At 53.9% G+C, this 605-nt stretch carries 1 protein-coding gene; it reads right to left on the reverse strand.

From position 1 onward, the window contains the following. Positions 1–476, reverse strand: a 476-nt coding sequence (locus tag DZ54_RS23105) for a protein rep (RefSeq protein WP_338057085.1), incomplete at its 3' end; no start/stop codon positions are given. Positions 477–605: the final 129 nt, after the last annotated feature.

The following is a 605-nucleotide window of genomic DNA, read 5'->3' on the forward strand; positions in this document are numbered from 1 at the left end:
CGCGTGAAAGTGCGGGTGTGCGGTGCCGTCCTTGCCGCGCGTGACTTCCGTCGAGCTATCCAACCGGAAACAGTCTTAAATTCCTTGCGATCTTTTAACCGCTGCCAAGACGCATTCATATGCTTGAGAGTGTCGCGTAATTCGCTGATTTGGCAGTTTTTAACCGTCAACGTCAGGAAGATCCAACGCGCTTTGGGATGCTCTGCCGCTAAACGCGGCATCGCTTGATAGAATCGGGCTTGCCACATGAGGGTGCGCCTCCACTGGCAGACGGGACAGTGACGCACCCTGCAAAAATGCGCCTCGCGTAGCCTTAGGCGGCTCTCGCCCGTATCTGGCGCGGTTTGCCAGCCGAAACGCAATACACCGCTGCATTCCGCCATGCGCTGCGCATACCGCTCAAACTCCAAAACGCCCGCGTAATATCTGGCCAACATCGTCAGATTGGCAGCGGTGCGCATCCCAAGGCTTGTCATGCGTATTATAATCGGTAAGATAGAGTAGGTGATTTTGGCGGGAATCGTTTATTACGTTTCGCCTATAAGTAAACCCCATGATTTGAATTGACCGACTTTCGATAACGATGGACCAGGCTAGAAGGAGGC

Origin of the sequence: Salinivibrio socompensis S35 (assembly GCF_000513715.1) — a bacterium.
In the GTDB taxonomy this organism is placed as follows: domain Bacteria; phylum Pseudomonadota; class Gammaproteobacteria; order Enterobacterales; family Vibrionaceae; genus Salinivibrio; species Salinivibrio socompensis.